This window comes from Propionibacterium australiense (assembly GCF_003666605.1).
GTDB lineage: Bacteria > Actinomycetota > Actinomycetes > Propionibacteriales > Propionibacteriaceae > Propionibacterium > Propionibacterium australiense.
Window position 1 is genome coordinate 38,825 of sequence record NZ_RCIV01000014.1, and the last position, 22,719, is coordinate 61,543.

Consider the following 22,719-nt stretch of genomic DNA (forward strand, 5'->3'; position numbering starts at 1 on the left):
CCCGGACGCAACGACCCGAGAAGAACAGGCAGTGAGAGCACGGTCCCGGCGCGCCGCACCGTCCGTCCCGGTACCGGCCTGGCTGGCGGTGCTGGCCGCGCTCGGCGTGCTCTACCTGGTGATCCCACTCGCCGGCATGGGCGCAGCCGTGCCCTGGGGGCGGTTCGGTGAGCTCATCGCCGGTGAGGCATCCCGGGACGCCCTCTGGCTGAGCCTGCGCACCTGCGCGGCCGCGACCGTCATCGACCTCGTACTCGGCGTGCCGCTGGCGGTCGTGCTGTCCAGATCCTGGCGTGGGGTACGAGTCGCCCGCATCCTCGTCGCCCTGCCCCTGTCGCTGCCGCCGGTCGTCGCGGGCCTGGCGCTGCTGGCCACCTTCGGGCGTCGCGGTCTGGTCGGGCAGGTGCTCGAAGGGGCCTGGGGCGTCCGGGTCGGCTTCACGACGCTGGCCGTCGTCATGGCGCAGGTCTTCGTCTCGCTGCCCTTCCTCGTCATCACCCTCGAGGCCGCCCTGCGGTCCCGCCCGCCGGGGCTGGCCGAGACGGCCGCGTCGCTCGGCGCCGGACCCACCAGGGTGCTGCGCACGGTCACGCTGCCCCTCGTCGCTCCGGCCCTGGCCCGAGGCACCGCGCTGTCGCTGGCCCGCTGCCTGGGCGAGTTCGGGGCGACACTCACCTTCGCCGGTTCGCTGCAGGGCGTCACCCGCACCCTGCCGCTGCAGATCTACCTGGCCCGTGAGACCGACTCCGACAACGCCCTGGCGCTCGGTGCCCTGCTCGTCGTCGTGGCCGCCCTCGTCGTCGCCGTCACCGAGTGGACGCCCGGGCGCCGCAGCGCCTCGGTGAGCGAGGGGGAGCAGGCTGCCGCCGGGCCGATCGGCGGCGGACCGGCCCGCCGCCTGCCCGCCGCGCCGGTCAGCGTCGACGGGGGCCTGTCGGCCAGGGACTGGCGCATGAGACTGCGGATCCCCGCCGGGCAGGTGCTCGCGGTCATGGGCCACAACGGCTCGGGCAAGTCGACGCTCGCCGAGATCGTCGCCGGCCGACTCCGCCTGGACAGCGGCGCCCTGCGCATCGGCGACCGGCTCGTCGACGGTGAACGCAGCTTCGTCGAGGCCCGCCGCCGCGGCGTGACGATACTCGGCCAGGACCCGCACGTCTTTGCCCACATGAGCGTGCTCGACAACGTCGCCTTCCCGCTGCGCTGCCGGGGCGTGCCGCGGCGCCGGGCCCGGCAGGGCGCGGCCGAGCAGCTCGCCGCGGTCGGCTGCGCGCACCTGGCGGCCCGCCGCGGCTCCCAGCTGTCCGGGGGCCAGGCGGCGCGTGTCGCCCTGGCCAGGGCACTGGCCCTCGAACCGGCCGTCCTCATCCTGGACGAGCCGACCGCCGCCCTCGACGTCGAGGCGTCCTCCCACGTCACCCGGGTGCTCGCCGCCCGCCTGGCCGGGGCGGGCACGACGACGATACTCGTCACCCACGACGTACTGGAGGCCCTCGAACTGGCCGACGCCATGATCGTCCTCGACCACGGCCGGCTCGTCGAGCAGGGCGAACCGGCCCGGCTGCTCGCCCGCCCGGCAAGCGCCTTCACCGCCCGGCTGGCCGGGCTCAACATCGTCGACGGCCCGCTCGTCGTGGGCGACGACGGGCTGCCCGGGGTGGCCGTCGGAGACCGCCGGCTCGTCGCCGCGCGGTTGCCCGAGGGGGTCTCGCTCACGGCGGGGGACCGCGTCGCCATGGTCTTCGCCCCCGAGGCGGTCAGCCTGTACACCGAGCCGCCGTCCGGGTCCCCGCGCAGTGCCCTGCCGGGGTCCGTCGAGGCGGCCGACGAGGCGGGCGGGCTCGTCAGCGTCCGGCTGGGGCTGGACGGCGGCGCCGACATCCGCGCCCGGGTGACGACCGCGGCCTGGGCCGAACTCGGCGCCCCGGCTGGCGGCCGGCTGTGGGCCGTCGTCAAGGCCACCCAGGTGCGGGCCGTGCCGCTGGCGTGAACCGTTCCCGCCGGCCCAGCTATGCTGGTAATAAGAATCATTATTGTTTGAGTCGCTGGGTGCCCTTCCCCGAGCCTGGGCGGCGGCCCCTCGCTGCGCAGGTGAACGGCCCGACAGCGCGAGAGCGCCCACGGGGCATGGAGGCGAACGGTCAGAACATGTCGTGTGCGAAATCAGTCGCGATGGGCCGAACGCTGAAGAACCATGCCCGGGCATCGTCGACCGGGCCTTCCTCTGCCGTGCTGAGAACCGCGACGCAGCCCGTGGGTCCCGCAAGGGTCGTCGATGCGGGGGCTCATGTGCGAGTCATCAGCGTCCTGGCGCCTCGACCCCCCTGCCACAGGAGAAGAACAGGAGAACCATGCCCACCTCGCTATCGCGCCGCCGTCTCATCCTCGGATTCGGTGTGGCGGCCTCGCTGACCATGCTGCCGACGGCCTGCAGCGGCAACCGTTCCGATGACACGATGAGCGGCGGCACCGTCCGCTTCGGCGCCATCACCTCGGGCGGAACCCCGGTCGCCGACCCCCATGGCGCACTCTTCAACGAGTCCGACTGGGTCCGTCACACCGCCGTCTACGACACCCTCACCCATCGGGACGAGAAGGGACGACCGGTCCCGGCCCTGGCCGCCTCGTGGCAGGCATCCGAGGACGCCACAGAATGGACCTTCACCCTCCGTGACGACGCCGTGTTCAGCGACGGCAGCGCTGTCACCGCCGCGGATGCCCTCTACAGCATCGGGCGCGTGGTCGGCAAGAGCGCAGAGAACGGCGCCCGGCTCGGCACCATCGACATCGACAGGAGCAGGGCCGCCGATGAGACGACCCTCGTGCTCGTCACGACGACTCCCGACTCCCAGCTGCCGCTGGCCCTCGCTCTCGGAAGCTTCGTCGTCAAGGACGGCACGACCGACTTCGGTACGCCGATCGGCTCGGGCCCCTTCGTCCTCAAGAGCCTGGACGACCAGGGCGCCGTGCTCGAACCGCACGAGAAGTGGTGGGGAGGCGCCCCGGGAGTCGACGCCCTCGAGATCCGAGGCTTCGCCGATCCCCAGGCGATGGCCCAGGCGGTCACTGGCGGCAGCATCGACGTCGCCTCAGGAGTGCAGCCGGCCAGCGTCAAGGCCGCCACCTCTGATTCGGTCAAGGTCGACACCCTGTCCGTGTCGGAGTGCTTCCCCCTGCTCATGCGCGTCGACACCGAGCCGTTCAAAGACAACAGAGTGCGCGAAGCGATCAAGCTGGCCGTGGACCGGCCGGCCCTCGTGGAGCAGGTCTACCTCGGCTACGGCAGCGTCGGGCGCGACATGATCCGCAAGGACGGACCCGACGTGCCCGCCGACGTCCCCGAGGTCACCAGGGATGTGGCCAGGGCCAAGCAGCTGCTGACCGAGGCCGGCCACCCCGAGGGTTTCAGCACGGTGCTCCACACGACCACCGCATACCCGGCCATGGTGCCGCTGGCGACCCTCGTCAAGGAACAGCTCGCCGAAGCGGGGATCACGGTCGAGATCGAGCAGCACACGCCCGACACCTACTGGACGTCCGCCTACACGGTGGAGCCCTTCACCGTCGGCTACTACGCGTCATCGGCGACATTCGCGGGGCTGGTGCGCGCCACGGTCCTGAGCAGCGCCTCCTACTCGGAGACCGGCTGGCGCGACGAGGCCTTCGACGCAGGCTATGAGCAGGCGATGTCGACCACCGACGAGGACGAGCGGAACGAACTCCTCGCCGGCCTGCATCGCAGGATGGCCGGCGAGGGCGGCTGGCTGGTGTGGGGCTTCGGGGACCGCCTCACCCTGTACCGCGACACCGTCTCCGGTCTGCCCTCCGGCGGCGAGCAGTTCGATCTGAGCAGGATCAGCGTTGGCGGCTGAGCCGCCGCGCGGCCTGCGCGGGATCGTCTCGCCCGTGCTCCGCTGGGCCGGGGGCATGGTCGTCGTGATGTCGGTCCTCTTCCTGCTCACCGAGGCCCTGCCCGGCGACTACGCGGACGTGGTCGCCGGGGCGGACCGGTCGGGAGCCGAACGGGTGCGCGAGCAGCAGGGGCTCGACGCGCCGGTGCTCGTCCGGCTAGGACGCTGGTGGTGGGGTGTGCTGCGTGGCGATCTCGGCCTCAGCCTCATCGACGCCCAGCCGGTGCTTCCCAAGGTGGTGAGCCGTTTCACGGCGACAGCGAGCATCGCCCTGCCCGCAGCGGTCCTGGCGGCAGTGGCCGCCGTCGGGCTGGCGCTGTTGCTGGCTTGGTGGCGGGGGCGTCCCGGCGGCGCGCGGCTCGCCGCCACGGTCGCCGTCGTCGCCGGCCTGCCGGAGATCGTCCTCGTCATCGGTCTCGTCCTGCTCTTCTCCATCGCCCTTGGCCTGCTGCCGCCCGTGTCACTGCTCACCCCGGGCGCGTCGCCCTGGCACAGTCCCGAGATCCTCGTGCTGCCCGTCCTGGCGCTGGCCATCCCCGTGGCGGCCTGGGGCGCCCAGATGATGCGGGGCAGCGCTGACGACGTGCTCTCCAGCGACATCGTGACGAGCGCCAGGAGGCGCGGGGTGCCCGCTCCGGCGATCATCGGGCGGCACGTGCTGTCCAGATGGCGGGGCCCGCTGGTCCAGACCACCGCCTATCTGACGGCGGGCATCCTCGGGGGTAGCGTCGTCGTCGAGACGATGTTTGCCTATCCGGGGCTGGGCCAGGCCATGGCCGCTGCGGTCGCGTCCCGTGACATGCCGATGGTGCAGGGCTGCGGTCTCATCGTCGTCGGGATCTCCCTGGCCCTGCTGACCGGCGCCGACATCGTCGTGGAGCATGCCGAGAGGCACGACAATGGGTGCTAGGTGCTCGGGTCCGCTGCGCACCGGAGCCCCGGTCGTCGTTCTGCTGGCCGTCATCGTCGCCGTCGGTGCCGGACCCGCTCTGGCCCCGCACTCGATCACCGAACCGCTCGGGGCGCCCTGGGGCGTCGCTCCGGGCGCGCTGCTCGGCACCGATTCCCTGGGCCGCGACGTGTGGTCCAGGACTCTCGCCGGTGGCGTGCGGCTGGTGCAGGCGAGCATCCCGATCGGGCTCGCCATTACGGCGCTCGGAGCGGTGCTCGGCCTGCTGGCGACGCGCTCGGCGCGGCTGAGCCGTCTGCTCGGTGTCGTGACGGCTACGACCATGGCCGTTCCGGGCAGTGTCATGGTGCTCTGCTGCGCGGTGGTGCTGCCCTCGGTTGCGGCTGTCGCGCTCGGGATGCTCTTCCTGGGCGTGCCGTTCTCGGCCCGGATCATCCGTGCCGCAGCGGGCCCCATGCTGGACGCCGAGTTCCTTCGGGCGGCGGAACGGCGCGGTGAGGGGCATGGCTACATCGTCGTCGGCGAGCTCCTTCCGGCCCTGTCCGGCACGATCATCGCTGACGCCGCGATCCGGGTGCTGGCGGCCCTTCAGCTGCTCGCCGCCCTTCACGTGCTCGGTTTCGGTCCGCCCCCGCCGGCGGCGGACTGGGCGATGATGGTCCGCGAGAATCTTCCGGGCGTGACCCTGGCGCCCTGGTCGGTGGCCGCCCCGGCTGCGGCCCTGGCCGGGGTGAGCGTCACCGTGATGCTGTGTCTCAATGCGCTGTCCCGCTCCCTCGCGCCCAGCGCCGCGGCCCGGGGCGGCCGCACCGGTCGGCTGCCCCGGGGCGGCGCCGTGGCCGATGAGCTGCTGCGGGTACGCGGACTTCGGCTGGGTCCGGCGTCGGAACCTCTCGTGCGGATCGCCGAACTGACCCTGGCCCCGGGAGAGATCCTCGGCGTGTGCGGCCCCAGCGGGGCGGGCAAGAGCTCCCTGGCCGAGACGCTCGCCGGCGCGCCACGTCCCGGGCTGGAGCTCTCGGCCGCCGAATTCGTGATCGCCGGGAGAGCCCTGCCTCGCGGCGAACGCGCCCGGGCACGTCTGCGCCGGCGCCTCATCGGCTGGTCCGAGCAGGACCCGATCCGCACGATCGACGGGCGCCGCACCGTCATCGACGTCATCGCCGATGGCCGCAGGCTCGCCGGACGAGTCCCCGGGCTGCTCGAACGCCTAGGCCTGCCGCGGGGGCTGGGCGATAGGCCGGCCAGAGCCCTGTCCGGCGGGCAGGCCGTCCGGATCTGCCTCGCCAGGGCCCTGGCCGGAGAGCCCGCGATCATCGTCCTCGACGAACCCACCGCCGGCCTCGACCCCGACACCATCGGGGTCGTCACCTCGGCGCTGGGCGATTTCGCCGCCACCGGCGGTGGAGCCATCGTCATCAGCCACGACCTGCCATGGCTGGCCACGGTCGCCGATCGGGTCATCGAGGTGCGCGAGGGGCTGGCGCGGCCCGTGGAGGGCGCACCGCAGGCAGCCGCCGACACCGGGCGCTCTGCACGGCTCTCTTCTGGCGGTGAGCGCCTGCTCGGCCACTGGTCCGGCCTGTCCGTGGACGTGGAGGGCCGGCCGAGTCTGCTGCCATGGGACCTGGACCTGCACGCGGGCGAGATCGTCGCGGTCCTGGCGCCCTCGGGCAGCGGGAAGAGCTCCGTGCTGCGTGCCCTGGGCGGGGACCGGCTGCCATCCCAGGTGCGGGTGGGCGGCGAGGGGCTTCCCGGCGAGGGCGGGGTGGATCCTGGCCAGACCCAGCTCATGGTCCAGGACAGCGCCACGGCGCTCAACCCGGGCAGGAGCCTGCGTGCCCAGGTCGCCCGGCAGGCCCGTGTCGTCGCCGGCCTGTCCCGCCGAGACGCGCTGCTGGCTGCCGAGCAGATGCTGGCCCGACTCGGACTGCACGAGCCGGTCATCTCGCGGCGGCCCGGCGAGTGCTCGGGCGGGGAGCGCCAGCGCGCCGCGCTCGCCCGGGCACTGGTGATCCCGGCCCCCGTGCTTCTGCTCGACGAGCCGACCTCTGCACTGGACCCCGCGTCGCGTGCCCGGGTGATGGAACTGCTGAGGGAGCGCGCCCAGGCCGGTCACGGCATCCTCGTCGCCACCCACGACGAGGAGGCCGCCCGAGCCGCCGACCGTTCGACGAGGCCGCCGCTGGCGCAGGACGCGCAGGACGCCACGGTTCCCTGAGCCGGGGCCGGTGGGCGTCCTCACTCGGGTGACTCACCGGCCTCCTCGGCCCACATCCTCGCGTAGAGCCCGCCGGCGGCGAGCAGCTCGTCGTGGCGGCCCCGCTCGACGATCCTCCCCTGATCGAGGACGAGGATCTGGTCGGCGGTGCGTGCCAGAGCCAATCTGTGCGTGACGAGGACAACGGTCGTGCTCCCGCGCAGCGCGGCCACCGTCTGCTCCAGCAGCTGCTGGTGGTGCGCGTCAAGACTGGACGAGGCCTCGTCGAGCAGCAGGACGGGTGCTCGTTTGAGCAGGGCTCGGGCCACGCATACGCGCTGGCGTTCGCCGCCCGACACGCCCACGCCCAGCTCCCCGACCGTGGTCGCCATGCCATGGGGGAGCCTCTCGATCATCTCACCCATCCCGGCGCCCGCCATGGCCTCCTTCAGCTCGGTGTCACTCGCGTCGGGACGGCCGAGCCGGATGTTCTCCTCAAGACTGCCGGCGAAGAGCTCGACGTCCTGGAAGACCATGGCGATCCGTTCATGCACCTGGGCCGAACCGAGGAGGCGGCAGTCGGCGCCGTCGAGCAGCACCCGGCCCCGGTACGGGTCGAAGAACCGGGCGAGAAGCCGCAGCAGGCTCGTCTTGCCCGCCCCCGATGACCCGACGACAGCCGTGACACTGCCCGGCGGGGCGGTGAAGCTGACGCCCCGGAGCAGCGGGTGCTCCCGGTCCTCACCCGCCCAGGCGTCCTCCACGATGATCTCGCCACGAGGGGCGGGGCTGACGGGCGCTGCGGGTTCGGGCAGGGCCGGCAGGGCGAGGAAGCCCCGGAGCTCCGCCGCCGATTCGCAGGAGGCCCGGATAGTTGCGGACAGCCCGGCGGCGGCCTGCAGCGTCGAGGCCAGTACCACTGCGGCGAGGACGAACACGGTGACGTCCGCAGTGCTCCTGGCGCCGGCGCGCAGCAGCCCGGTCCCGCCCACGGTGATGAGCATGAGCTGCACGGACAGGCCGAAGAGCCCGAGCACGCGCAGGACCGAGTCGACCTGTTCCTCCATGCGCCCTGTCAGCTCGCCCACCGACTGTTTCACGAGGGAGGCGGCGTGCTCGGCATCGGGCAGCAGGCGCAGGCTTCGCTGGCCGTCCACGTACTCGATCACCCGATCGGCCGCCTCGGCCCGGGCGCCGGCCAGCGCGGCGTCCCCTGCGGCGGCGCGCCGGGCGCTCCACCGCTGGACCATGACGAGTACCGGTGTCCACAGCAGCGCGACGAGTCCGGCGAGCGGATCGAAACGGGCGATGAGAACGATGAGCCCGGCCGGGAGGACGACGGCGCGCAGCGCCGGGATCAACAGATGGGCGGGGATGCTCATCACCGACATCACCCTCGTCCCGAGCAGATGACTGACCTGGCCATGCCGTCGGGGCCCGAACCAGCCCAGCGGCAACCGCAGCAGCTGGGCGGCCAGTGAGTCGTGCAGGGCGGCCGACATGCCGTATCCGCAGTCGCGCCCGGCGGCCACGGCGACGGCGCACAGTACCGCCCAGCCGGCGGCGGTGATGCTCAGGCGGGCCGCAACAAGGCTGGCCGGCCGATCGGCGACGAGGGCCCCGGCCAGGGAACCGACGTCGGCGACCAGGGCCACCTCGGCGAGGGCGGCGAGCACGGCCGCGGCGATGCACACCACCAGACGAATCCTGGTGCGGGTTCCCAGGATCCTCCACAGCCCGGTCACGAGTCACCTCCCGCCTCTCCGGCCGTGAGCAGGGCGGCGAACCGTCCACCACTGGCCAGCAGCTCCTGCGCCGATCCGGCTTCCACGACCCTGCCGTGGTCCATGACGAGCACCAGGTCCGCGTCCAGTGCCACGGAGGGCCTGTGATCGGCCCGGACCACGGTGCAGCGGCCTCGCAGCGCGGCCAGCGCCCGGTCCATGAGATGCGCCGAGACGGTGTCGACGGCGGAGGCCGGTTCGTCCAGCAGGAGCAGGGAGGGCCTGGCGACCAGGCAGCGGGCCAGGCACAGCCGCTGACGCTCACCGCCCGACAGGACGACGCCCTGTCCGAGGACCGTCCGGTAGCCCTGCGGCAGGGCGCTGATCCGTTCATCGATCCCGGCGAGCACGGCCGCCCGCCGGCAGTCCTGCTCGTCCGCGTCGGGGCGAGCCAGGCGCAGATTGTCGAGCACACTGGCCCGCAGCAGGAACGGTCGCTGCCACAGCGCGGACACCACCGCGTGAGGGCTGCGGTGCACCGAGCCGCTGGACGGCTCACCAAGCCCGGCGATGACCTCCAGCAGAGTGGACTTGCCGGCGCCGCTGTGGCCGAGGAGCACGGTGAGTCCGCCCGCGGGGAGCACTGCGCTGACCCTTTCCAGGCCGACTGTTGAGCCATAGCGCAGGCTGACCTCGTCGAGGACGAGCCCGCATGCCTGGTCTTCGCCGAAGGGTTCAGGCGTGGCGGGAACGCTCACCGGTTCGTCGTCGGCCTCCGCGATGAGGGCGTCGATACGCTCCGCCGCCGCGACGGCCCCGGCCAGATCCTGCAGGGCGAAGGCGAGCGATTCGACGGGGCTGAGCAGCAGAGGCAGGACGACCGCGATGGTGACCAGGCCGGCGAATTCGAGGCGGCCCGAGCCGCCGAGCAACGCCAGGACCGCCCAGACCGGGGGAGCCGAGAGCAGGATCTGCTGGGCGACCATGGTCGGGGTCACCGTCCTGGCCCAGCCCGCGACGAAGGAGGCGTAGTCCGCAGCGGCCGAGCGGAAACGGGACAGGCCGCGCTCTGTGCCGCCGAAGACCTTGAGCGGGGCGATGCCCTGCACGAATTCGACGGCGGCCCGGTCGACCCGCTCGCACGCCTCGTCGTAGCGCCTCATCTGCTCGGGCATCGCCCGCCGTTGGCTGCGGGCCAGCCCGAGGCCGATCATCGCGGGCACGAGAGCCACGAGGGTGGGGAGCGGTGCGATCACAAGGAGCAGGGCCAGCCCGATGACGGTCTGGACCAGGGCACTGACGAGATCGCCCAGCGCGTGGGCGGTGAGATGGTGCAGGGCATCGACGTCCTCGGTGACCATGCGCTTGACGGCAACGCTGCCGTGCTCGTCGACCCACGACAGGGGCTTGGCTCGGATCCGATCGACGGCCCGCTCGCGGAGCAGGCGCTGCAGAAGATTGTCGGCGCGATGCGCCCAGTATCCACCGCGCCAGCGGCCGAGCCAGGACAGCCCGGCGGAGCCCGCCGCTGCAGCGAGCCAGAATCCCCACCAGGCGGCAGATCGGCTGCCAGCGCCGGTGATCTGGGCGAGGGCACCGGCAGCGAGGAAACCAAGTCCCAACCTGGCTGCGGCGCCCACGGTCTCGAAGATCGCAGCGCGGACCAGGTGCGCGCGAACTGGCCGCATCACTCGTAGCAGGAGGCTGATTTCGGACATCATCACCGTGGGATCGTTCGGGGAGGTGGCGAACAGGATTGTTGTTGATAACAATAATCATTATGAACATAGGGTGTGGATAGCCCCGGCGGGCCTTCACCGGTGAGGGAAATCAGGTCGCCGGCCATACGGCAGGCAGCGGGTTTCACGGACGCAGCAGGAGGAACTACTGGTGACAGATGGCGAAGCAGGCCGCAAAGGGCGGACCGTGCCCGACAGCAGATCGACCAGGACTGCGGAGAGTCCCTCGTTTGCCAGCGGTGACGTCCAGGTCGGTGTCGTTGCGTTTCGGTGTCAACGGCCGATCCAGGTGGTGCTGTGGATCGTCTTCCTGGTCTACCTGGGGCAGATGTCACTGAACCCGGTCATCGCTCCGCTGGCCCGCGAGGTGGGTCTGGCCGAGTGGCAGATCGGTGTGACGATCAGTGTCGCCGCGGTCATGGTCGTGCTGTGCAGCCAGTTCTGGGGCAGGCGTTCCCAGTCCTGGGGCAGCGGCAGGGTGCTGGGCATCGCGATGACGCTGGCTGCCCTGGCGATGGTCGCCTTCACCTTGGTCTCCTGGGCCGGCATGCGGGGAACCCTCCCCGGCGGCGTCCTCTTCGCGCTCTTCGTCGTGCTGCGGGGCGTGTGCTACGGAACCGCCATCTCGGCGGTGCTGCCGACGGCGCAGGCCCATATCGCCGCCGTGACGGCCCAGGGCCCGGAGAGGGTGCGGGGGATGGCCGGTGTCGGGGCCGCCCAGAGCACTGCGATGGTGCTCGGCTCGGCCGTCGGCGGCTTATTGGCCGGGATCGGGCTGCTGCTGCCCATCGCCCTCGTACCCGTCGAGCTGATGATCGGCCTGCTGCTCGTGGCGTGGCGCCTGCGGCGGAGATCCCATGCGCAACTCATTGCGGCTCCGGCACGCATCTCCGCGCGGGACGCGCGGGTCTGGCCGTTCCTGGTGGCCGGCTTCGGCATGTTCACCGCGTTCGGCTTCGTCCAGGTGATCGCGGGATTCCTCGTGCAGGACCGGCTGGGCCTGGATGCCTCGCGTACCGGGGTGGTCACCGGTGTCGTCCTGTTGTCCGCGGGCCTGGGCATGATCGTCTCCCAGAGTGTCATCGTGCCGCGCAGCAGATGGCTCCCGGTCAGGCTGCTGCGCGTGGGGACGCTGATCGCCGCAGTCGGTTTCGCTCTCATGGCGGCTGCCGGTGCGTTGTGGCTGCTCGTCGTCGCCGTATCCCTCATCGGGATCGGACTGGGCATCGCCACCCCGGGTTACACCTCCGGCCCCTCGATGCTCGTGGGACGCGAGGAACAGGGCGGGCTCGCCGGGCTGCTCGGAGCGGTCAGCGGGCTCTCCTATGTCCTCTCGCCCACCGCGAGCACGGTCCTGTACGGAATCTCCTGGCTGCTCCCGGTCCTTGCGGGTGCGGCGATGATGGCTGCGGTCTGGCTATTCCTGCTCGCCCATCCCAGGTTTCGTGAACAGGTGCGGGCCGTGCCACTGGCCTGAGTTCCCGCCGAGCGGGGACCTGCCGCGGCGGCCCGGTGGAAACGGGGTCGCGCTGAGGGGACGATGGGCATATGAGGTTCGAGTATTACGTGGTCGACGCGTTCGCCGAACGCCGGTTCGGGGGCAACCCGGCGGGGGTGTGCGTGCTCGACGAGTGGATCGACGACGAGGTGATGCAGGCCGTCGCAGCCGAGAACCGGCTCTCGGAGACGGCGTTCGTCGTGCGGCAACCCGACGGCGGCTACGAGCTGCGCTGGTTCACCCCCAGCTGCGAGATCGACCTGTGCGGGCACGCCACCTTCGGTGCCGCACATGTGCTCTTCGGGTTCCACGAGCAGGAGGCGGAACGCATCGACTTCCACGCCACGATGAAGGGCTACGAACTCTGCTGCGAGCGGGACGGCGACATGGTGCGGATGACGTTTCCCCGCATCGTACCCTCGCCCTTCTCCTGCGAGGACGACATCGAGGCCGCGCTGGGCGCGAGACCGGATCAGGTACTGGCGACCGAGCGCGATCTCATCTGCGTGTTCGGCGACGAAGAGGCCGTGCGGGCCATGCGGCCACGCTTCGAGCTGGTCGCCGGCCTCTCGCACGGACTCTCCGTGTACGTGACCGCGCCCGCAGCCGACTACGACTACGTCGCCCGCGCCTTCTGGCCGAAGATCGGCATCGACGAGGACCCGGTGTGCGGGTCGATGCAGTCCGCCCTCGTGCCCTACTGGTCCCAGCGTCTCGGCACCAGAGAGCTCGTGTGCTTCGAACCGTCCGAGCGCGAGGGCACCGTGTGGTGCCGGGACCTCGAAGACGCGGTGAGCATCTCCGGACACGGCAGGCTCTACCTGCGCGGCGAGATCGAGGTGTAGGGGCCGCCCGCCACCGGCCCCCGACGCGGTGAACAAGGACGTGGCAGGGCCCGGTTTCGCGCTGCGCCGCCGCGAGGTCTTCTGGCCAGAGGGCCGGCCGCCCTAACATGAGGAGGGAGGGGAGGAGTCGTCATGGACGAGCGCGTCGACATCGAAACGAAGTACCACGGCATGCTGAATTCCGGCGAGCTCTACGACGGTGCCAACAGGGAACTCACCGCCCACCAGCACACGCTCACGGAGAAGCTCAACGAGTTCAACGCCACGCGCGACACCCCCGAGGGGCTGGCCGAGCGCGACCGGCTGCTGCGCGAGATGCTCGGCACCCACGGCGAGGGCCTGCGCCTCAGCCCGCCGGTCACGGCCAGTTACGGGCTGCGCCACGTGCACGTCGGGAGGAACGTCGTCATCGGCCCCAACGCGAGCATCATCGACGACGCCGACGTCGTCATCGGCGATGACGTGGTGATCGGCCCGAACGTCACCATCACCACGACGGAGTACCCCGTCTCGCCGCGACTGCGGCGCCACGGACTGCAGTTCAACAAGCCCGTGCGCATCGGTGACAACGTGCTGGTCTGCGCGGGGGCCGTCATCCAGGCGGGCGTGACCGTGGGCGAGAACTCCATCGTCCGCGCCGGGGGCGTGGTGATCCGTGACGTGCCGGCCGACTCCATCGTCGGGGGAGTGCCCGCCCGCGTCCTGCGCCGGATCGACGAGGTGGAGGACCGCTTCTACGACCACGGCAGACCCATCCCGCAGGAGATCCTCGACAAGTACCAGTGAGGGCCGCGGCACGCGGTGCCCCTCGTGGGGCCGCCACACACAGCCGTCGCAAGGCTGAGCCTGTGCTCCTCGCCAGGGGCGCGTGAACAATGGGCCTGGTCAACGACTGCACTCACCATGCACAGGAGTCGCCCGATGACCATGACCGCACCGGCCGCACCGCAGACGCCAGGTGGTGCCCCCGACGAGCACCCGTCGGTGCTGAGCCCCGAGCAGGTGCTCGCCCGCATGGGCGCCGACGCCGAGCAGGGTCTCAGCCCGGCCGAGGCGGCGTCCCGGCTGGAGCGCCACGGCCCCAACGAGCTGACCGGCGCCCCGCCGGTGCCGGCATGGCGCCGTTTCCTCGCCCAGTTCGCCGACCCGCTCGTGTACCTGCTGCTCGCCGCCGTCGGCATCTCGGTCGCCGCCTGGGTGCTCGAGGACGCCGCCGGCGTGCCCATCGAGGCCGTCGTCATCGTCGCGATCCTGCTCGCCAACGCCATCATCGGTTTCGTCCAGGAGAACCGGGCCGACGACGCGGTCGCCGCCCTGTCGACCATGACCGCCGCCACCTCGACGGTGCTGCGCGGCGGGCGGCTGGACACGATCCCCTCCGCCGAGGTCGTGCCCGGCGACATCCTCGTACTGGCCGAGGGCGACGCGGTCGCCGCCGACGCCCGTCTCATCCAGGCCAGCGCGTTGCGCATCCAGGAGTCCTCGCTGACCGGCGAGTCCGAGGCCGTCGACAAGACGCCCGAGGCGCTCGACGCCCCGGCAGGCATCGGCGACCGCCACGACATGGTGCACAAGGGCACCGACGTGGTCTCCGGGGTCGGGCGGGCCGTCGTCACCGCCACCGGCATGGCCACCGAGGTGGGCCGTATCGCCACCCTGCTCGACGAGACGCCCGAGGAGGACACGCCCCTGCAGCGCGAGATCGCGTCGATCTCCAAGGCGCTCGGCCTCGTCGTCATCGCCATCGCGGTCATCGTCATGGGCGTCATGGTGCTGGTCAACGGCGTGAGCTCGTTCCACGAGCTCGTCGACGTGCTGCTCACGGGCGTCTCACTCGCCGTCGCCGCGGTCCCCGAGGGCCTGCCGGCGATCCTCACCGTCGTGCTCGCGACCGGCGTCCGGGCGCTCGCCCGCCGCAACGCGGTCATGAAGACGCTCCACTCGGTGGAGACCCTCGGGTCCTCGTCGGTGATCTGCTCGGACAAGACCGGCACCCTCACCCGCAACGAGATGACCCTGCGCACCGTCGTCGCGGCTGCGGGACGGGCCGAGCTGACCGGCACCGGCTACGCGCCCGACGGCGAGCTGGTCGTCACCGGCGACCGGGACGCGGTGCGGGCGGTGCTCGTGGGCGGTGCCCTGGCCAATGACGCGCAGCTGCACCACGACGGCGGCGAGTGGACGATCCAGGGCGACCCCACCGAGGCGGCCTTCCTCGTCGCCTGCGCCAAGTCCGGTCTCGACGTCGAGCTGGCCGGCTGGCGGCGCCGCAGCGAGGTGCCGTTCAGTTCCGAGCGCAAGATGATGTCGGTGCTCGTCGAACGCGACGGGCAGCGGCGGGTCTGGTCCAAGGGCGCCCCCGACGTGCTGCTTGGGCGCTGCACCGACGAGCGCGTCGGCGGGGTGGTCCAGCCGCTCACCGAGACGCGCAGGGCCGAACTGCTCGGCCTCATCGAGGATCTGTCCGCCAACGGCTACCGCACCCTCGGCGTCGCTGCCCGTCCCGGTGACGGCATCGGCGAGCTGACCGAGGGCGACGAGCAGCGGCTCGCCTGGATCGGTGTCGTCGGCATCATCGACCCGCCGCGCAAGGAGGCCGCCGAGGCGATCGGGCAGGCCCACCGGGCGGGCATCCGCACCATCATGATCACCGGCGACCACCCGGTGACCGCCTCGCGCATCGCCGCCGACCTGGGCATCAGCGGCGACCGCGAGCCGCGGGCCCTCACGGGCGCCCAGCTCGACGAGCTCGGGCCCGGCCGGCTGCCCGGCGCCGTGCGGGACGTGGACGTCTACGCCCGGGTCGCGCCCGAGCACAAGCTGCGCATCGTGGAGGCCCTGCAGTCCGACGGCAGCACGGTGGCGATGACCGGGGACGGCGTCAACGACGCCCCCGCCCTCAAACGCGCCGACATCGGCGTCGCGATGGGCATCACCGGCACCGAGGTGACCAAGCAGGCCGGGCGGATGATCCTGGCCGACGACAACTACGCGACGATCGTCGCCGCGGTCCGGCAGGGCCGCGTGATCGTCGACAACATCAAGAAGTTCCTGCGCTATCTGCTCAGCTCGAACATGGGCGAGGTGTGCACGGTGCTGTTCGGCGTGCTGCTCGCCGGGGCGCTCGGCCTGTCCGACCCGGCGAACCCCGGCGCCACCTTCGTGCCGCTGCTCGTCACCCAGATCCTGTGGATCAACCTCGTGACCGACTCGACGCCGGCCCTGGCCATGGGCGTCGACCCCGAGATCGACGACGTGATGGCCAGGCCCCCGCGCCGGCAAACCGACCGCATCCTCGACCGGGCCATGTGGATCAGGATCATCGCCGTCGGCGCCGTCATGGGCCTGGTGACCCTCGCCGTGTACGACTTCGCGCTGCCCGGCGGCCTGTTCACCGGCATGCTGTCCGGCGTGCCCGCCGGCGAGCAGTTCGCCGTGGCCCGCACGATGGCGTTCAGCACCCTCGTGTTCGCCCAGCTGTTCAACGCGCTCAACTCGCGTTCGGCCGACGGCTCGGCCTTCCACCGGCTGTTCAGCAACCGCTGGCTGTGGGCCTCGCTCGGCCTGGGCGTCGTCCTGCAGGTCGCCGTCGTCGAGATCGGCTTCCTGCAGTCGGCCTTCGGCACCACCTCGCTCGACCTGGCCCACTGGGGCGTCGTCGTGGCGGCGTCGAGCCTCATCCTCGTCTACGAGGAGATCGTCAAGGCCGTCCACCGGGCCATCGCCCGGGCTCGCGGGAAGAGGCGGTGACGCCCGCAGCGGTGCCGGCGCCCGGCGTCGCGCCGCCCATGAGGCGCGTGGATCTGACCGGTGGTGTGGCCGTTCCCCTGACGGGTGGGGCCCCGGTGGCGTAGATTGCGGTCCGAGGGCGACCAGCCACCACCTCCTCAAGGACGGGGTTCTGCCGATCATGACAGCGCACATCACCAAGGCGGACCGGGGCGGATGCGTCATGCCCGGCGGCTCCGTGTCGCCGAGGGGCGATGGGCCCTGCCATGCCTGATCGCTCTCGCGGCGTGGCGTCCCGGCGGGTGTCCGTCATTCGCTGGGAGCTGCGCACCCGTCGTCCCTATCCGGCTTGGGCGGGTATTCTCGCCACCGACCGGCTGCGCCATCTCGTGGTCTCCGGGCTCGACGAGTCCACCGACCCGGAGGATTTCCTGCTCACCGGGCACGGCGCCGGGCCGCTGACGGAGCATCGTTTCGGATATCACGCGCACGCCCACTGGCTGTGGATCGAGGACGACGAGCACCACGTCGTGGGGCTGGCGCTGTGGTGCAGGCCAGGGCTCGCCGCACCGCAGCGGGACCGGGTGCTCAGCGTCAGACGCCTGAGCCGTCCGGATTTCAATGACGCGGGTTTTCGGCCCGGCGATCTGAGCATCAGCGGTGTCGGTTCGGCCGCCGACGCCCTGCCGGAGCTCGGGAGCGGGCTTGTGAGCACGGCATGGGCGTCGGCTGTCCCCTATCTGCTGACGCTGCACACGAAACGGTCCCGCCAGTGGGAGGATGTTGTCGCCCAGGACGTGCAGCGGTACCTGGATCACTACTACGGGGTGGGTGCTGTGAGGCTCATCACTCTTCAGTTCGGCAGGGCGGCGTCGAATTACCGGACGAGTCGGTGGGATCCGGCGGATTCCCCCTCCGAGGCGGTCTGGATCGAGCGCATGGAGGTGGACGTCCCCCTGACCGGGCCGGTCTGTCTCGGCCGCCACAGCCACTTCGGTTTCGGTCGTTTCGTGCCGCTGGCCGATGGACTCGTCACCGATCCGAGCCTGCCATGAGCGAGTACGCGGCCCAGCCCCAGCTCCTCCCGGCGAGGATGCTGAACGAATTCGTCTACTGTCCGCGGCTGTTCTACTTCGAGTGGGTGGATCAGCGTCGGGAGTCGAACGACGACATGATCGAGGGCAGAATCGCCCATCGGCCGGTGGACTCCCGCGGAGGCCGCATGCCCGAAGAAGGCGGGGAATCGGGTCCGCGAACCACGTACTCCGTGGCGCTCAGTGATGAGACATGGGGCTGTCCGCGGTCGTCGACCGGGTGGACCATCGTGAGGGTGTCAGCGTCCCGGTCGATCACAAGAAGGGGCGCCCGCAGGCCGATGGCCAGCCGTGGGCTGCAGACCGCGCTCAGGTGCTCGTCTACGCGGCACTGCTCGACGCAGCCGGGTACACGGTCGATCATGCCGAACTCTTCTATGCCGAAGACCATGTGACGGTTCTGGTTGCCTGGGATGACGATGCCGCGACCGAGCTGCGTGGGCTGGTCGCAGCGGCTCGTGAACTTGCGGAGTCACCGGTTCCTCCGCCCCCGCCCATTGACAGTCCACGCTGCCCCCGCTGCTCGTTGGCTGGGCTGTGCCTTCCCGATGAGACGAATGCGCTGACGGAACGGCAGGCGGCGAACAAGAAGAGGGTTCTTCCCCGCAACCCTGATGAGAGGCCCCTGTATGTGACCGAGCAGGGGGCATATGTCTCGTCCAGGAGCGGCCGCATCGTCGTCACCAAGGATGGTGAGGAGCTGGTGGGCCTGCGTCTTCTCGACATCTCTCAGCTCTGCGTGTTCGGCGGCGTCCAGATCAGCACGCAGGCCATCACTCGAATCCTGTCAACCGGGGCCCCGGTGCTGTGGATGAGCTACGGGGGATGGCTCAACGGGTGGGCGCAGGGGAGTCCCAGCAAACACGTTCAGCTCCTGAGGCGGCAGGTGCTGTCACCCGATGGCACGGCGATAGCCCGTCAGATCATCTCGGGGAAGATACGTAACCAGCGAACGATGCTGCGGCGCAATGCGAAGTCAACGATCGAACCTGGAGTGCTGGGCAGTCTGCGTGAACTGGCCGGGTCAGCCGCTGCCGCTGACAGTTCATCGTCACTGCTCGGCTATGAGGGGACTGCAGCAAGGCTCTATTTCGAGAACTTCACCCAGATGCTCAGTTCCCAAGTAGAGCTAGGTCAGGAGTTCGATACCAACGGCCGGACGCGCAGGCCGCCCAAGGACCCGATCAATGCTCTGCTGGGGCTGTGCTACTCCCTGCTCGTCAAGGATCTCGTCGCTGTCTGCCTTGGGGTGGGGCTCGACCCCTACATTGGGGTGTTCCATGCGTCGCGTTACGGACGCCCGGCGCTGGCGCTCGATCTCACGGAGGAGTTCCGCCCCTTGGTGGCCGACTCCGTGGTACTGAACGTGATGAACAACGGCGAGATCGGCTCGGAGGACTTCATGCGCCGGGGCATCGGCTGCCAGCTGACGAAACAGGGACGCAAGAAACTCATCGGCGCCTATGAGCGAAGACTCGAGACGGAGGTCACGCATCCGGTCTTCGGCTACAGGATCAGTTACCGCAGGTGCCTTGAGGTTCAGACCCGTCTGCTGGCCGCGGTGCTGATCGGAGAGATCCCTGAGTACAAGCCCTTCGTGACGAGGTGAGGAGCATGGCGAGACGCCGCTATCTGATCGCCTATGACATAGCGAATCCGAAGAGGTTGAGGGCCGTCGTCAAGCTGATGGAGGACTTCGGCACTCGCTTGCAGTACTCGGTGTTCCTGTGCGATCTCAGGCGTGCTGAGCTCGCGGTCTGGCGTACGGCCTTGACGGACGTTGTCGAGTTGAAGGAGGACTCGGTGGTTGTCATAGACTTGGGGGCAGTGGGTGCGACCCCGATCGAGGTCATCGGTCTGGCGAGGAACCTTCCCAGCCAAGGAGCTGTCGTCGTGTGAGGCCTGCGAGAGATCCTGCCCCGCCGGTGCCCCGCGAGACCGCTCGCAGCCTTGCCAGAGGCCTGTTAGCGTTGACAAGACCATAGCGATGACCTACGATCTAGGAGTGCTGGTGGGGCCGCTCGCAATCGGGTTCGTTTCCCCTTGTCAGATGTCACAAAATCTGATAGCCATTTCCCCATCTATTCAGATGGGGCTCCATTGAGACGATTTCAATGGGAATGAATCAGCGGTTTTCGTACAGATTTCCCCATCTATTCAGATGGGGCTCCATTGAGACTCGACTCTTGGACGACATCTCCCGCCTCCGCTTGTCATTTCCCCATCTATTCAGATGGGGCTCCATTGAGACTCGGAGCCGGTGCGCCACTCGCGCGGCACGACAAATTTCCCCATCTATTCAGATGGGGCTCCATTGAGACTTACTCGGCCTGCTTGTAGCGCTCCCGCCAGTAGCTGATTTCCCCATCTATTCAGATGGGGCTCCATTGAGACTTACTCGGCCTGCTTGTAGCGCTCCCGCCAGTAGCTGATTTCCCCATCTATTCAGATGGGGCTCCATTGAGACCCGATTATTTTCAACTGTTTCGTCCTCGGGATGGTCTATTTCCCCATCTATTCAGATGGGGCTCCATTGAGACTCCAGGGCCGGCCGAGGGAGCAGGGGGTGTAACGGCATTTCCCCATCTATTCAGATAGGGCTCCATTGAGACCGAACGGGCCCGTAGGCAGCCCCAGCTGAGAGCAGTAATTTCCCCATCTATTCAGATGGGGCTCCATTGAGACTCCACCTACCAAGAACCCGACGAGCGCTGCAGCCGCATTTCCCCATCTATTCAGATGGGGCTCCATTGAGACGTCAGCATGTTGTGACTGATCATCGCAGTGACCTGCACATTTCCCCATCTATTCAGATGGGGCTCCATTGAGACCATAATCGCCCTTTGCTGCCCACTGGGCATATTCGCGGATTTCCCCATCTATTCAGATGGGGCTCCATTGAGACCCGAGTATCCTCTTCTGCTGAGGGCAACTGGTGCACCATTTCCCCATCTATTCAGATGGGGCTCCATTGAGACATCTGGAGGCCGGTCGAGGTCCAGGCCCTGCACCTGATTTCCCCATCTATTCAGATGGGGCTCCATTGAGACAAGAAGCGCGCCGCGTCCATAACCGCGACAACCGCCATTTCCCCATCTATTCAGATGGGGCTCCATTGAGACAACAGGCGGATCAACGCCTTGCCCTCGTCAATCTTATTTCCCCATCTATTCAGATGGGGCTCCATTGAGACAACAGGCGGATCAACGCCTTGCCCTCGTCAATCTTATTTCCCCATCTATTCAGATGGGGCTCCATTGAGACAAGAGGCGGATCAACGCCTTGCCCTCGTCATTCTTATTTCCCCATCTATTCAGATGGGGCTCCATTGAGACCCGTGTTCATCCCGACAACCTGCTTGACACCGGGGGATTTCCCCATCTATTCAGATGGGGCTCCATTGAGACCCGTGTTCATCCCGACAACCTGCTTGACACCGGGGGATTTCCCCATCTATTCAGATGGGGCTCCATTGAGACCATTCCGGGAGAGTTATTCAAAACCCTTGATTTGAGAGGGATCTTGGAATCTGTTCTGCTGGTATAGGCGTGTCTGAATGAACGGAGAGGGCCTGCCTGAGGTAATTGGATTACCGAATACGTCAATTACTCTCGGAGCAGGTCCACGCGTGTACCCTGCAACAGGTTTACCGGCTGAAGCAGTCACAGTCCTCTACCAGACTCTTGCCCACAATTACCCCCGCACCTCGCAGACCACTGGGTGGCCACCAGCACTGAGTCCAGCAGAAGAAATCAGGGCCACACTCGTCTACCTGCGGCGCAACCGGGCCCACGGGCGAAATTGGCCTAGTCATTCGGGGTCAGCCAGTCCTCGATCTGCCGGGCCATCAGCCGGTGGACTGCTCGTATCGTCGAGGTCCTCGCTGACCTCGTGCCCACGGAGAGGACTTGGACCATGCCCAGACACTGATCGTGGACGGCACCCTCGTGCCCTGCTGGGACTGCAAACACACCCAGGGCCCGTACTCGGGCAAGCACCACACCCCCGGACTGAACCTCCATATCGCCAGCACCCTGACTGGAAAACTCATATGGGTCGGATCGACCCACGACACAAAGGCTCTACAACTGATCGGTTTTCTTGACATTTTCCCGGACACTCCGCCATTGGGTGACAAGGGCTACATCGGGCTGGGTATGACAACCCCGATACGCGAACAACCAAGGGGCGGGCTCACAGGCTGGCAGAAAGAATACAGCAAAACCATCAATTCGCTACGCGCCCCGGTCGAACGAGCAATCGCCCAAGTGAAGACCTGGCGGACACTCCACACCGGCTACCGCAGACCCCTACACACCTTCCCGCAAACCATCACAGCAGCCACAGCACTAGAATTCTGCAAAACAGTTTTGAATAACCCTCCGGGTGCGGTGACCAGGGCGGCCACGTCGAATTTCCCCATCTATTCAGATGGGGCTCCATTGAGACCATGATCACATCGGACAACCAGCGGACGGAATCCGTGGCCTATTTCCCCATCTATTCAGATGGGGCTCCATTGAGACTAGCCGATTTCGCGGAAATAGTAATGCTGGACGATGCATTTCCCCATCTATTCAGATGGGGCTCCATTGAGACTACTGCGGCGCCACACGGAACAGCGACAGCTGACTGAGATTTCCCCATCTATTCAGATGGGGCTCCATTGAGACACGGGTCGAACCCGACTCGTGCCACTTTAGTGTGGGGGCCAGGTGAGGCCGAGGGTGTCGAGGATGGTTTGGGCTGCGGGTGTGATCTGGTCGTGAGCGTGGAGGGTTTGGCCAGCGATGTTGACGTTCATTTCATGGATTGGCTCGAGTGTTTCGATGATTTTGGCGACGGATTTCCCGGTGATTGTTTGCAGGCGGTGTGAGACGGCGAGTGCGGCCATCACGATGGTGAGGTGGGCTTCGATCGCCTCGCGGGTGTGATGGAAGATCGGGCGGGCTTTCAGGTCGCTCTTCGACATCCTGAAGGATTTCTCGATTAGCCAGAGCTCGTGATAGTCGGCAATGAGTTCTGCCGCGGAGATTCGGGTGGCGGGCATGTTCGTGACGTAGCCTTTC

General features: G+C 68.7%; 15 protein-coding genes and 1 CRISPR repeat array. Of the genes, 12 read left to right on the forward strand and 3 right to left on the reverse strand.

The window, feature by feature from the left end; translation table 11 throughout:
* Positions 1-31: 31 nt before the first annotated feature.
* From D9T14_RS10090 to D9T14_RS10105, 4 genes are all read left to right on the forward strand, one after another.
* Entirely contained in the window at positions 32-1,990 is a 1,959-nt protein-coding gene (locus D9T14_RS10090) for an ABC transporter permease (protein WP_232012418.1), read from the forward strand.
* A 361-nt stretch (positions 1,991-2,351) separates the two neighbouring features.
* Complete coding sequence (locus tag D9T14_RS10095; RefSeq protein WP_119162301.1) at positions 2,352-3,872, forward strand: ABC transporter substrate-binding protein; 1,521 nt, start codon at positions 2,352-2,354, stop codon at positions 3,870-3,872.
* Entirely contained in the window at positions 3,862-4,821 is a 960-nt protein-coding gene (locus tag D9T14_RS10100; protein WP_119162302.1) for an ABC transporter permease, read from the forward strand. Before D9T14_RS10095 ends, D9T14_RS10100 begins: the two co-directional genes overlap by 11 nt.
* The gene (locus tag D9T14_RS10105; protein WP_170175625.1) at positions 4,811-7,042 is read left to right on the forward strand and encodes an ATP-binding cassette domain-containing protein; all 2,232 of its coding nucleotides are present in this window, start codon (positions 4,811-4,813) and stop codon (positions 7,040-7,042) included. Before D9T14_RS10100 ends, D9T14_RS10105 begins: the two co-directional genes overlap by 11 nt.
* Before the next feature lie 20 nt (positions 7,043-7,062).
* Here the strand turns inward: D9T14_RS10105 and D9T14_RS10110 are convergent, their stop codons facing one another.
* A complete protein-coding gene (locus tag D9T14_RS10110; protein WP_119162304.1) occupies positions 7,063-8,766 on the reverse strand; it encodes an ABC transporter ATP-binding protein in 1,704 nt (567 codons plus the stop codon).
* The gene (locus D9T14_RS10115) at positions 8,763-10,433 is read right to left on the reverse strand and encodes an ABC transporter ATP-binding protein (protein ID WP_232012576.1); all 1,671 of its coding nucleotides are present in this window, start codon (positions 10,431-10,433) and stop codon (positions 8,763-8,765) included. The genes D9T14_RS10110 and D9T14_RS10115 overlap by 4 nt, the downstream gene beginning before the upstream one ends.
* 340 nt (positions 10,434-10,773) lie before the next feature.
* Between D9T14_RS10115 and D9T14_RS10120 the strand changes: the two genes are divergently transcribed.
* The 8 genes from D9T14_RS10120 to D9T14_RS10155 all read left to right on the forward strand — a co-directional run bounded on the left by D9T14_RS10120 (position 10,774) and on the right by D9T14_RS10155 (position 22,104).
* On the forward strand, positions 10,774-11,961 hold the full coding sequence (locus tag D9T14_RS10120) for an MFS transporter (protein WP_232012420.1): 1,188 nt from the start codon (positions 10,774-10,776) through the stop codon (positions 11,959-11,961).
* Positions 11,962-12,032: 71 nt separating this feature from the next.
* On the forward strand, positions 12,033-12,827 hold the full coding sequence (locus D9T14_RS10125) for a PhzF family protein (protein WP_119162307.1): 795 nt from the start codon (positions 12,033-12,035) through the stop codon (positions 12,825-12,827).
* 132 nt (positions 12,828-12,959) lie between these two features.
* Positions 12,960-13,613, forward strand: coding sequence for a sugar O-acetyltransferase (locus D9T14_RS10130; protein WP_197720621.1), 654 nt, complete (start codon positions 12,960-12,962; stop codon positions 13,611-13,613).
* 135 nt (positions 13,614-13,748) lie between these two features.
* Positions 13,749-16,577, forward strand: coding sequence for a cation-translocating P-type ATPase (locus D9T14_RS10135; RefSeq protein ID WP_119162308.1), 2,829 nt, complete (start codon positions 13,749-13,751; stop codon positions 16,575-16,577).
* A gap of 245 nt (positions 16,578-16,822) precedes the next feature.
* Positions 16,823-17,611, forward strand: coding sequence for a hypothetical protein (locus tag D9T14_RS10140; protein ID WP_126464145.1), 789 nt, complete (start codon positions 16,823-16,825; stop codon positions 17,609-17,611).
* A 232-nt stretch (positions 17,612-17,843) separates the two neighbouring features.
* Positions 17,844-19,259 (forward strand): CRISPR-associated endonuclease Cas4g/Cas1g, encoded by a 1,416-nt coding sequence (gene cas4g/cas1g, locus D9T14_RS10145; protein WP_232012422.1) that lies wholly within the window; start codon positions 17,844-17,846, stop codon positions 19,257-19,259.
* A 5-nt stretch (positions 19,260-19,264) separates the two neighbouring features.
* A complete protein-coding gene (gene cas2, locus D9T14_RS10150; protein ID WP_119162310.1) occupies positions 19,265-19,549 on the forward strand; it encodes a CRISPR-associated endonuclease Cas2 in 285 nt (94 codons plus the stop codon).
* 172 nt (positions 19,550-19,721) lie between these two features.
* Positions 19,722-21,130: a CRISPR direct-repeat array (repeat unit 36 nt; unit sequence ATTTCCCCATCTATTCAGATGGGGCTCCATTGAGAC).
* A gap of 452 nt (positions 21,131-21,582) precedes the next feature.
* Positions 21,583-22,104, forward strand: coding sequence for a transposase family protein (locus D9T14_RS10155; RefSeq protein WP_183085917.1), 522 nt, complete (start codon positions 21,583-21,585; stop codon positions 22,102-22,104).
* A 245-nt stretch (positions 22,105-22,349) separates the two neighbouring features.
* Here the strand turns inward: D9T14_RS10155 and D9T14_RS10160 are convergent.
* Positions 22,350-22,719 (reverse strand): IS1634 family transposase (locus D9T14_RS10160; protein WP_147434123.1); only part of this gene is annotated, 370 nt, incomplete at its 5' end.

Bases quoted from the DNA above. Each gene is read 5' to 3' on its own strand.
- D9T14_RS10140 (WP_126464145.1), top strand. From the start codon at position 16,823: ATGCCTGATCGCTCTCGCGGCGTGGCGTCCCGGCGGGTGTCCGTCATT.
- D9T14_RS10105 (WP_170175625.1), top strand. From the start codon at position 4,811: ATGGGTGCTAGGTGCTCGGGTCCGCTGCGCACCGGAGCCCCGGTCGTC.
- D9T14_RS10130 (WP_197720621.1), top strand. From the start codon at position 12,960: ATGGACGAGCGCGTCGACATCGAAACGAAGTACCACGGCATGCTGAAT.
- D9T14_RS10095 (WP_119162301.1), top strand. From the start codon at position 2,352: ATGCCCACCTCGCTATCGCGCCGCCGTCTCATCCTCGGATTCGGTGTG.
- cas2 (WP_119162310.1), top strand. From the start codon at position 19,265: ATGGCGAGACGCCGCTATCTGATCGCCTATGACATAGCGAATCCGAAG.
- D9T14_RS10135 (WP_119162308.1), top strand. From the start codon at position 13,749: ATGACCATGACCGCACCGGCCGCACCGCAGACGCCAGGTGGTGCCCCC.
- D9T14_RS10115 (WP_232012576.1), bottom strand. From the start codon at position 10,433: ATGCGGCCAGTTCGCGCGCACCTGGTCCGCGCTGCGATCTTCGAGACC.
- cas4g/cas1g (WP_232012422.1), top strand. From the start codon at position 17,844: ATGGGGCTGTCCGCGGTCGTCGACCGGGTGGACCATCGTGAGGGTGTC.
- D9T14_RS10125 (WP_119162307.1), top strand. From the start codon at position 12,033: ATGAGGTTCGAGTATTACGTGGTCGACGCGTTCGCCGAACGCCGGTTC.